This window comes from bacterium (assembly GCA_029210545.1).
Taxonomy (GTDB): domain Bacteria; phylum BMS3Abin14; class BMS3Abin14; order BMS3Abin14; family BMS3Abin14; genus JARGFV01.
Genome location: JARGFV010000093.1, coordinates 1 through 10,227 on the forward strand (window position 1 = coordinate 1; position 10,227 = coordinate 10,227).

General features: G+C 57.5%; 10 protein-coding genes. 7 read left to right on the top strand and 3 right to left on the bottom strand.

Annotated elements, in window-relative coordinates:
- The first annotated feature begins 171 nt into the window (after positions 1-171).
- The 6 genes from mazG (at position 172) to P1S46_09655 (ending at position 6,301) form a co-directional block, all read left to right on the top strand.
- A complete protein-coding gene (mazG, locus tag P1S46_09630; GenBank protein MDF1536741.1) occupies positions 172-954 on the top strand; it encodes a nucleoside triphosphate pyrophosphohydrolase in 783 nt (260 codons plus the stop codon).
- A gap of 155 nt (positions 955-1,109) precedes the next feature.
- A complete protein-coding gene (locus P1S46_09635; GenBank protein ID MDF1536742.1) occupies positions 1,110-1,700 on the top strand; it encodes a chalcone isomerase family protein in 591 nt (196 codons plus the stop codon).
- A 370-nt stretch (positions 1,701-2,070) separates the two neighbouring features.
- The gene (locus P1S46_09640) at positions 2,071-2,988 is read left to right on the top strand and encodes an ABC transporter substrate-binding protein (GenBank protein MDF1536743.1); all 918 of its coding nucleotides are present in this window, start codon (positions 2,071-2,073) and stop codon (positions 2,986-2,988) included.
- A 94-nt stretch (positions 2,989-3,082) separates the two neighbouring features.
- On the top strand, positions 3,083-4,258 hold the full coding sequence (locus tag P1S46_09645; GenBank protein MDF1536744.1) for an ABC transporter permease: 1,176 nt from the start codon (positions 3,083-3,085) through the stop codon (positions 4,256-4,258).
- Entirely contained in the window at positions 4,255-5,337 is a 1,083-nt protein-coding gene (locus tag P1S46_09650) for an ABC transporter ATP-binding protein (GenBank protein ID MDF1536745.1), read from the top strand. The genes P1S46_09645 and P1S46_09650 overlap by 4 nt, the downstream gene beginning before the upstream one ends.
- A gap of 229 nt (positions 5,338-5,566) precedes the next feature.
- Entirely contained in the window at positions 5,567-6,301 is a 735-nt protein-coding gene (locus P1S46_09655) for an ABC transporter permease (protein ID MDF1536746.1), read from the top strand.
- Positions 6,302-6,611: 310 nt separating this feature from the next.
- Here the strand turns inward: P1S46_09655 and P1S46_09660 are convergent, their stop codons facing one another.
- On the bottom strand, positions 6,612-6,917 hold the full coding sequence (locus P1S46_09660; GenBank protein ID MDF1536747.1) for a hypothetical protein: 306 nt from the start codon (positions 6,915-6,917) through the stop codon (positions 6,612-6,614).
- A gap of 352 nt (positions 6,918-7,269) precedes the next feature.
- Here P1S46_09660 and P1S46_09665 point away from each other — a divergent pair, with 352 nt between their 5' ends.
- On the top strand, positions 7,270-7,506 hold the full coding sequence (locus P1S46_09665; GenBank protein ID MDF1536748.1) for a hypothetical protein: 237 nt from the start codon (positions 7,270-7,272) through the stop codon (positions 7,504-7,506).
- Positions 7,507-7,730: 224 nt separating this feature from the next.
- On the opposite strand, the gene P1S46_09670 is transcribed toward P1S46_09665, so the two are convergent.
- Positions 7,731-9,293, bottom strand: a complete 1,563-nt coding sequence (locus P1S46_09670; GenBank protein MDF1536749.1) for an Ig-like domain-containing protein — start codon at positions 9,291-9,293, stop codon at positions 7,731-7,733.
- Complete coding sequence (locus P1S46_09675) at positions 9,185-9,979, bottom strand: hypothetical protein (protein ID MDF1536750.1); 795 nt, start codon at positions 9,977-9,979, stop codon at positions 9,185-9,187. Before P1S46_09675 ends, P1S46_09670 begins: the two co-directional genes overlap by 109 nt.
- Between the last annotated feature and the right edge of the window lie 248 nt (positions 9,980-10,227).

A 10,227-nucleotide genomic window follows, 5' to 3' on the forward strand; every position in this document is an offset into this window, starting at 1 on the left:
ATCAGCAGTCATTGTAAGGAAAGGGAAAACGACGCTTTTCCCTTTCCGTGGAGCGAAAAGTCCCGGATTGGACTTTTCGCGACCCTGTCAAAAGATAAAAGCGGAAAAACGATCGGATCACTACCGCATCGCCAGGGAGAAACCGGCAAATCCCTTTTTCGGAGGACACCCTTGACAGACAGCAAATCCAAGCCACCTATGGATGAACTTCTCGAGATCATGGCCCGGCTCAGGGGAAAGGGCGGCTGCCCATGGGATCGGAAACAGACCCACGAGACCCTTCGCCCCTACGTGGTGGAGGAAGCTTACGAACTGGTGGAAGCTATCGACGGGGGGGTGAACGAGGAAGTCCGCGAGGAACTCGGTGACCTGCTCCTTCAGATCGTCTTTCACAGCCAGATCGCCTCCGAATCGAGCCGTTTCACTTTCGATGACGTAGCCCGTGGGATCAACGAAAAGCTGATCAGGCGCCACCCCCACGTATTCGGCGACGCGAGCGCAGCGGACGAGGACGAAGCGCTCATGAACTGGGAGCGCATAAAGGTTGAGACGGAGGGCAAGCGCAAAACCGACAGGCACCGCCAGACCCCCATCCTCCACAGAGCGCTGAGGCTTCAGGACAAGGCGGTCAGTTTCGGATTTGATTGGGAGGAGACGGGCCAACTCCTGGAAAAGCTCGAGGAAGAGATCGGCGAGGTCAGGGACGCCCTTCAAGGAGGTGATCGGGAACAGGTCGTTGACGAGGTGGGCGACCTTTTTTTCATGGTGGTGAACCTTGCGAGGTTTCTGGAGATCCATCCCGAGGACGCCCTCGAAAGGTCCATCACCAAGTTCAGCAATCGGTTCAGGTCCATGGAGAAGATGGTCCAGGAAGATGGTCAGTCCATGGAAAAGATGGGCCTCGAGGAGATGGAACGTTATTGGGTGGAAGCGAAGAAAAAGGAGAAGGGATAGACCTTTGCTGTTCATTTCCCGGTGAAAAGTTTACGGTGACCCGTGAACGGCACGCCGATCCTTCGGTTCACTCTTCACAATTCACGTTTCACGATTCACGTTTCACGGTTCTCGTTTCACCTGGTTATGAACCTGGAACCCCACTGGAGGAAAAAATGAAAAACCTCACGATAATCGTTCTCGCTTTATTGCTGTCCGCTGCCTGGCTCCCGGCTGCCTCTGCCGCTGAACTCGCCGGTGTCACCCTGGATGATTCCATCACGATAGGGAGCAACGAGGTTGCCCTTGCGGGAATGGGCATCAGGACAAAGACATTTCTCAAGGTCAAGGTCTACGTTGCCGGCCTTTATATGGAAAACCCCGGAAGCGACGCCGGACAAATTATCGGGTCCGACCAGGCCAAGGCCATGGTGATGCAGTTCCTGTACAAGGAGGTTGAGGGAGAGAAACTCCAGGAAGCCTGGCGCGAAGGGTTCGATGCCAATACACTTTCGCCCACGGACGACCTTAAAAAACGAATGGATCGTTTTGTATCCCTTTTCACAGAGTCAGCCCTCAAGGACGAAAAGTACATTTTTGCCTATGAGCCCGGGAAAGGAACGACGATTTCGCTCAAGGGCAAGGTCAGGGCGACGATCCCCGGGGCGGATTTCGCCGGTGCCCTCATGGCCATCTGGTTTGGGGAGAAGATGGGCGACGGGGGACTGAAAGCACTGAAAGATTCTCTTCTTGAGGGCACAAACTAGGAGTCTGTCGGAGAACCTCCCTGTTTTTTAACAGGGAGGGCACAGACTCCTAGCTGGAGTTTGTCGGAACATATTTTTTTGAGTCTTTTTTATTTAATATCTTTTGTTAACAATAATATGCAATCTTCACAAGCAACTTTATCACCTGTTGATTCGAAGGCAAAAAGCATTAGAAAAGTCGTTCCGACAAACTTTTACGCAGCGTGTCAGGGTTTTCCGACACGCTGCTAGAACAGATGCAGCCAGGTAACCAGGTGTCTACGTGCCATGTGTCCAGCTGTCAACGTAACTGCGTCCTTCCCGGATACTTCAGTTACCTGGATACCCGGATACCTTTAGATTTCCCGGATTATAAAGAAAGGGGATAACAATGAAAAAGATATTGCAGGTCGTGTCGGTCCTTGCTCTGGGCCTTGGCCTCGCGGCTTCTTCCCTGGCCGCCGGCAAGGTCGTGGTGGCATCCAAGATCGACACCGAAGGGGCCCTTCTGGGCAACATGATCATCCTGGTGCTGGAAAGTAACGGCATCCCTACCGAGAACAGGACCGAGTTCGGACCGACACCCATGGTCCGCAAGGCCATCGCCTCGGGACAGATCGACATCTATCCCGAATACACGGGAAACGGCGCCTTCTTTTTCGGCCTCGCCGACGATCCCCTGTGGAAGGACGCTGCCAGGGGGTATGAAAAGGTCAGGGAGCTTGACATGGCCGAAAACAACGTGGTCTGGCTGACTCCCGCACCGGCCAACAACACGTGGGCCATCGCCGGACGCAAGGACGTGACGGGTGAAAACGGGATCACCACCCTCGAGGATTTCGCCCGATACGTCAACGGCGGCGGCAAGATCAAGCTGGCGGGCTCCGAGGAGTTCGTCAACAGCGCCGCGGCTCTTCCGGCCTTCCAGGAGGCCTACGGTTTCACCCTGAGGCAGGATCAGCTCCTGACCCTGTCTGGAGGCAATACCGCCCAGACCGAAAAAGCGGCAGCCACCGGCGTTAACGGTGTCAACTTCACCATGGCCTACGGCACGGACGGACAGCTCTCAGCCCTCGGCCTGGTCATCCTCCAGGACACCAGGAGCGTGCAGCCCGTTTATGAACCGGCCCCCATCGTCCGCAAGGAAGTGCTCGACCTGAACCCGTCCATCGCCAGGATACTGGAACCGGTGTTCCGGTCTCTGGACCTCGTCACGCTCCAGACCCTGAACGCAAGGATCCAGGTGGAGGGGCTGGATGCGAAGAGCGTCGCGGAAACGTACCTGAAAGAAAAAGGGTTCTTAAAATAGACCAGTAGCCAGTAGTCAGAATTCAGTATCCGGAAGAGTTCGAATTCGTTAATTCCTGGCTTCTGGATTCTGGCTCCTGGATTCTGGATTCGCCATGCACCGCTTTCTCTCCATAAACAAGATCACCCTGATCTTTTCCTCGCTGGGGCTTTGGTCTCTGCTGTTTTCCGGATTCGCCACCTTCAGACCCAACCGTCTTCTTGACGGTGAACCTGTCTCCCTGTTCGAGGCAGCCGGTGTTCCTTCCGCCCTCCTGATCACGGGGATATGGCTCCTGATCCTGCTCGCATCCCTGCTGCCGGTACCGCGGCGCATCAACGGACATCTGCTTTCCCTTTCGGCATCCTCACTCTGGCCCCTGTACCTTGGGGCAGCCGGCACCTACGCCTCCAGGGTAGCCTCTCAAGCAGGCTCCCTGGCACGGGTCTCCCTGGGTCCGGCAACATGGACTGCCCTTTTTCTGACCGCCCTTCTCCCGGGCTACATCTGGCAGCGTGGTGACGTCAGAGACCGTATTTTTCTGATTTGTGCCGGCCTTGCAGCTCTTGCCGCTGTCGCCGGTCTGTTCGCCTCGGGTCATCTGGCCGAGCTCTCGATCCTCAGGGAATTCAGCAACCGCCAGGACAGGTTTTTCGGGGAGTTGGCCCATCACGTGACGCTCTCCTTGAGTTCAGTATTTCTGGCAACGGCAATGGGCCTTCCACTTGGCATCCTCGCTCACCGGGGCAAACGGCTGAGAACACCCCTCTTTTTCATACTCAACATCTTCCAGACCATACCCAGCCTCGCCCTTTTCGGAATCCTCATCCCTGTTCTGGCAGCCCTCATCCAGATGTGGCCCCGGCTGACAGGTCTCGGTATCCAGGCTATCGGATCCACTCCGGCCCTCATCGCCCTGATCGCCTACAGCCTGCTTCCCGTGGCAAGAAACAGCTATGCCGGATTCGCCTCCGTGGACATCGCCGCCGTGGACGCCGGAAGGGGGATGGGTATGTCCACCCTTCAGCTGCTCTGGCGGGTCGAGCTCCCCATCGCGTCGCCGGTCATCCTTTCAGGGATCCGCATCGCCCTTGTCCAGGCCATCGGTCTTACGGCCGTGGCCGCCCTCATCGGCGCTGGCGGTTTGGGCGTGTTTATCTTTCAGGGATTGGGACAGGCCGCCACCGACCTCATCCTGCTCGGCGCTGTCCCGATTATCGTCATGGCCGTCGTCGTCGACAGTTTCATGAACGGCCTCATCGAACTTTTCAGACCCAGGGGAATGAAATGATCGAGCTGCAAAAGGTCACCAGGGAATATCCCGGTCTCAAGGCCGTCGACGACCTGAGCTTCACGGTTTCAAAAGGAGAGTTCTGTGTCCTGATCGGCCCTTCCGGTTGCGGAAAATCGACAACCCTGAGGATGATCAACCGCCTCGTCCTTCCGACGTCAGGATCGATCCTCATCGAAGGGGTGGACATCCGAAAGAGCAGACCGGAGGAACTCCGGCGCGGCATCGGCTACGTGATCCAGAGCGTCGGTCTTTTCCCCCACATGACGGTGAACGCCAACATCACCGTCGTCCCCAGGCTGCTGAAATGGTCCGCGGCCCGCATGGATCAACGGGCCGACGAACTTCTGGAGCTTTTCGGCCTGGACCCCGCCGAGTACAGGGACAAGTATCCGAGGCAACTCTCGGGGGGCGAGGCCCAGCGCGTGGGCGTGGCCAGGGCCCTTGCAGCCGACCCGCCCATCCTTCTCATGGACGAGCCTTTCGGAGCCATCGACCCCATCACACGTGAAACGTTGCAGATCGAGTTTGCGAGGATCCAGAAGGATCTGAAAAAGACCATCATATTCGTCACCCATGACATCGACGAGGCCATTCGTCTCGCCGGCAGGATCGTCATCCTGAAAGAAGGGCGGCTGGTCCAGTACGACACCCCTGAAAATATCATGACCCGGCCTGCCGACCGTTTTGTCACAGAGTTCATCGGTACCGACAGGGCCTTGAAAAGACTCTCTCGCATCCCGGTGAAGCAGCATATCAGGGCGGCCTCGTCCGTCCGGGCCGATACCCCGCTTTCAGACCTTCCGAACAAGGGAGCGGGTGAACGGTTCATGTGGGTCACCGATGGAAGGGGCATCCTCCTCGGGTGGGTTGAAACCGGCGGCGTTACATGCGGTGAAGGCACAGCATCCGCGATCATGACCCGCCTGAAACACAGCTCGGCAGCCGTCATGGGCGACTCGACCCTGAAAGAAGCTTTATCGCGGATGGTCCAGCAGGGGATCAGGAGCGCGCCTGTCGTCGATTCGAAGGGGCTGCTGGAAGGTGAGATCAGGCTGGAGGACATTCTGGAGGCGTGAAGCACATCCAAGATCCAAAATCCAAGATCCAAAATCCAAGATCTGTCTCACACAGAGCCGGTAGAGAGCACGGAGAAAATCTGAGGAAGGCATACAACAAAGGGGTTTGAATCTACAATCGTCATTCCGGGCCTCCAAATAGTCCACTTCCCTATTTTTCCTCCCACTTGAGGGGGGAGGATCGAGGTGGGGGTGAAATGTTTCTGACAAGGAATCTGAAATCACTGCCATGACATCGTCGAAAATAAGACAGAATTTCATTTTCAGCCTGCTGCTGCTGACATTTCTGGTTCTTACCCTGACAGCGGCCCCATGGCGCTGGACCATGTCGTGGCTCTTCCCGTCCCTGGACAAGGTCATCTACGACCTGGTCCCCTTCCCCAGGCTGGTCATGGAACATCTGATCCTGGTGTCCACAGCCGGCGTCATGGCTACCGCGGTCGGACTTGCGGCCGGGATCACCGTTACACGGCCCTGGGGCCGGGATCTTCTCCAGGCAGTCAACGGCATGGCTTCCCTCGGGCAGACCTTCCCCCCGGTAGCTGTCCTTGCCATAGCGGTGCCCGTGGTCGGTTTCGGGTTCAAACCCACAGTGATCGCCCTGTTCCTGTATGGTGTGCTCCCGGTCATCCGCAATACTATCGCCGGTATCCAGGCCGTAGACCCGGACATCCCGGAAGCTGCCGCGGGGATGGGTATGACACCCGCCCAGATCCTCACACGGGTCGAACTCCCCCTCGCCTGGCCCGTGATCCTGACCGGGATAAGGATTTCCACCATCATCGGTATCGGCACAGCCACGCTGGGAGCCACCATCGGAGCCGGGGGGCTGGGAAGACCTATCATCGCCGGTCTCATCGGCGAAAACCCCGCCTATATTCTGGAGGGAGCCGTCCTGGTGGGCCTGTTTGCCGTGATCGTGGACCTGGGGTTGGGGAAGCTGGAAGGTAAATCCAGTCTCTGATATTTGCTCTGACTGGATTTCAGTGCATAAGTGCAGAAAGTGCATGAAGTGCATTTCATCTCATCTGCACTGCATTTATTGCACCGCTTTTCCTGCACCTAGCAGCGTGTCGGAAAACCCCGATACGCTGCTAGATATGTTTGTCGGAAGACGCTTCTTTTTATTAAAGGCGGTTGTAACTATTCGAATTGCTTGGTTTTTTTAAAACATGTCATTTTCCGACAAACTCCAGCTAGGAGTCTGTATGAGGTTCTCCGACAGACTCCTAGTGCACTCGTTGCCGGCTGTGAACTTCAAGCTGGCAGCTGTTCTACCTGTCCGCGTGACACCCCCGGCAGATCATCATGGTGTTGCCCCCTCCAAGTCGGAGCCGTTTGCTGTTATCAGATCCCTTGCTGGCTATTTCGTGCTCCAGGACCCCGGCCTCGTGGGGATCGTGACAGCTGACACAGGTAAAGCTCCCCTGGACGAGAGGGATCCCCAGGGCCTCCAGATCCCACGTCTTGTCAGGGTCGCCGAAGGGGTTGACCGAAAGATAATGACCATTGTCGAGAGCGTCGTGGCAGAAATCGCAGCTGGCCTGGACATTGATATGGACACGATGCGGATCCTCCATCGCTATGCCCTGTTATGTGCCCCTATCGCCCCACAGGAATGTGGCACAATTGCCACACTTGACGACATGTGTCCGTTTTCCCCTTCACGGCACTCACCATCTCAGCGTCCGCAATGCGGGGCTAAAACCTTTCGAGATGGCTCACGCAAAATTTATATTTTATAATTCAAAGTGTTACAGGAACCGTTTCAGGGCGAGAGGCTCTTTGATGCCTTCCGATAAAATATGGGGAATAATCCGGTTTTCTACCTATCCCGGCACGGATGTTGCTCTGTACCGCAGAGTTGATGGTGTTTGCATTACCGAAAAGGACAACCGGCGCACTTGTCAGACCAGCCCTGGAGAGGACCCGATGAAACAGTGCGATACCCTGGAAAAGATGATCGAACTTTCGTCTGACGATCGGGAAAGGGCTGGCAAGGTCGTTGCACGCTCCTTTTTCCGCATCCTGGCAAGGAACGGATTTTCCCACTCCGATATCATGAACTTCGCCGGCAACCTCCTGGACGAGGTGATGAGGGATATGAGAGCTAAGGCCGGTGATGGGGTCTCAGTGCCCCATGCTGTTGACGATAGGGACGTGGCGTGACTCGACTCCCTCGCCAGCAGTCAGCAGTCAGTATTCAGTATTCAGTAGACAGACACAAATCCGGAATTCGGGACTTTCATCCTCAATCCGTAAAACGCTTTTCCCTCCGCACCCTGCACTTCCTGTTTACCGAAGCCTCTTGACCGTCGAAGCCTCTTGTCCACCGTAGCTTTACGCGAAGGTGGATGCCGTAGTCGGTTGGCGAAGGTGGATGCACTCCGCACTCATTCTTCCAGCGGCAGAATGTACCCCAGCGTGTCGCCATATTGGACTTTGTCGCGCTCCTCGGCGGCAAAGGTTGAAACGGTCCCGTCCCGGGGAGCCACGACCGCGTAATGGACATCGTTACGGTCCCCGAGAACAACCAGTTCCTGACCCTCGATCACCTCCTCGCCAGGTCTGACCAGCCACTCGACGACTTCCAGGCGGCCGGGATCTTCCTCAAGGCCGTAAAGGAACACCGCGCCCAGGGCGGCCTCCATCTCCTCGGCGGTTGGAACGCGGCTGATGACGGTGCCGCGTACCTTGACAAGGCCTGAAGTATCACCGGCGGTAAACTGGACGGTAGCAACACCGTCCTTGGTAGTGGGCACACTGGATGAATTCAGCAGGCCTTTTCCCATGGAAATGTCGTACAGCACATCAACATTTCCATTCGGGTTGCCGTTGGCGTCGGTCACCCTGGCGATAATGGTGGCCTGCCCACCGGTCACCACCTCCCCCGGGTCGACCGTGAGCTCTATCTTTGCCGGAGCGTCAGGACGAAGCTCGATGGAGACGAGGGCAAGGGCTCCCGAGGCCTGGTCACGGACCTCCACCTGCACCTGCCCCATGACGGTTCCGGCGATGTAATCCGCAAAGGCCCGGCCTTTCGGATCGGTCCTGCCCTGGATCACCCGGATCGTTCCGTTATTACCCAGAAGGGTAAACAGAACGCTGTGCCCGGCAATGGGCTCACCGTGAGCATCTTTCACCACAGCGGTGATACGGCTGCGGCTCTGCCCATCGGCCGTCAGCCACTGGCGTGACAGGAAGACCTCCATGGATCCGGCGATGGAGAGGGCGCTCACTTTGGGCTCCGTCACGACGATATCCACCTCGCCCTCGACAAAGGACCGTACCCAGCCCACACCAATATCACCTGACACCATGTCCCGGGCCGAGACTACGATCGTCTTGGCGGCAAAACCGCTAATGTACTCAGCCGTCACCTCGCCGAAGGAGTCGGTCACACCCCCCCAGTCGACGTCGATGGCTACGCCCACCTCATCTCCGAAAGTCCCCCCCCCAACCACGCCGGTATATTCATCCGTGGTTGAAAGGGCCAGTTTCAGGGGGTGCCCGGCCACAGTCTTTCCGTTGGCGTCGGCCACCCTGATAAGGACGGGAGACGTGGACGACCGATCGGCCGGAAGCAGATCCGCCTCGGCCGCAACCTCCAGGTGCGCCCTGCAGTCGACCTTCACCGTACGGGCGGAAACCGACGGAACGGCTTCCTGGCCCGTTGCCCCGGTGAGGTGCCCGGTGACAGGCCCTTCGAAAGCGCCATCTCCCCACCTGAAGAGGTACGATCCCGAGTACCTGCCGGGAGACTCGGGGGCTTCCTCCATGGGAAGTCTCACCATGGAGCCAAGATCGAAGCTGGCCTCCTGGTAGGCGTCTCCTTCCAGGGTCACCGTCAGGAGATCGCCCGGAACCAGATTGCCGGAGTAACCTGCCACCTCGAAGGCGTCGTGGGCCACCCGCTCGATGACCGGAACAAAGGGGTTGACGGGGCGATCGTGCACCCTGAGGAAAAGAAGGGGCTGTTGAGATGGTCGAACCCCCCACGGTCCGGACCGGCGGGTTCGGCTCCCACCACAAGGCTCGCCGACTCGTGGATCAGATCAGCCATCCCGAAGGTCTCCGGTACGAGCACCGGCAAGGTCCGTCCGTTGAGATGGACCGCGCAGTCAGAGGCTACCGCGCCCCAGGTGAGGGCCAGGTGAAGGTCCCCCCCCGGTTCGATGACACTACCCAAAGGAATGGTGGAAGCCACCACCTTCGAACTCCCGAAACGGGGCGCCGACCAGTCCCAGGACCAGAGCCTGTCGCTCCCGGCCCCCTCGAAATTGAGCTCCGGCATCCCTTTCCGGAAGGTTCCTTCCCAGTGGACCTGGGCGATAAGCAGAGGTGTTCCATCCTCACCGACAAGGGTGAACAGGGTCTCGATGGGCCGCACGTTCCGGCGGACAAGCCTCATCTCAAGAGTGCCGGAACCGTCCGCGAAAATCTCCGCGGATGGGAAGGAGAGGTAATCCCCCATCTCCTCGCTGTCGAGGATCACCCGGGAACTCCATCCCGGCATCTCCCCTGTCCCGAGAACGGAGGGTGTGTAATCGACGTCCAGGAGAAGGTCGCCATGGACCGGTACTGTCCAGGTCGTCAGGACAAACAGGAAGCAGACAGATATGTACCTCGATAAGGTGCTCATGACAGATAAAAATTAACATAAACCATAAATTCTTACAAAACTGATATATTTGTCTTTAATACTGCCATCCAGCTGTTTTGTTACCGGAGATGGGGAATTGCGGGCAGGATGTAGCGCTGCGTGCCGGGTGCCAGGTAGATCAAAAAGCAGCGTTTTTCTTGGCACCAGGTACTTAGTGTCCCCTTCGGGGATGGTGGAAACCCCTCGCCTTCAGGCGAAGCAGGTTTTCCTGAAGTCCCCGAAGGGGA

What these genes read in the sequence shown, in the direction of transcription:
- P1S46_09635 (MDF1536742.1), top strand. Translation starts at nt 1,110, where the DNA reads ATGAAAAACCTCACGATAATCGTTCTCGCTTTATTGCTGTCCGCTGCC.
- P1S46_09640 (MDF1536743.1), top strand. Translation starts at nt 2,071, where the DNA reads ATGAAAAAGATATTGCAGGTCGTGTCGGTCCTTGCTCTGGGCCTTGGC.
- P1S46_09645 (MDF1536744.1), top strand. Translation starts at nt 3,083, where the DNA reads ATGCACCGCTTTCTCTCCATAAACAAGATCACCCTGATCTTTTCCTCG.
- P1S46_09650 (MDF1536745.1), top strand. Translation starts at nt 4,255, where the DNA reads ATGATCGAGCTGCAAAAGGTCACCAGGGAATATCCCGGTCTCAAGGCC.
- P1S46_09655 (MDF1536746.1), top strand. Translation starts at nt 5,567, where the DNA reads ATGACATCGTCGAAAATAAGACAGAATTTCATTTTCAGCCTGCTGCTG.
- P1S46_09660 (MDF1536747.1), bottom strand. Translation starts at nt 6,917, where the DNA reads ATGGAGGATCCGCATCGTGTCCATATCAATGTCCAGGCCAGCTGCGAT.
- P1S46_09665 (MDF1536748.1), top strand. Translation starts at nt 7,270, where the DNA reads ATGAAACAGTGCGATACCCTGGAAAAGATGATCGAACTTTCGTCTGAC.
- P1S46_09675 (MDF1536750.1), bottom strand. Translation starts at nt 9,979, where the DNA reads ATGAGCACCTTATCGAGGTACATATCTGTCTGCTTCCTGTTTGTCCTG.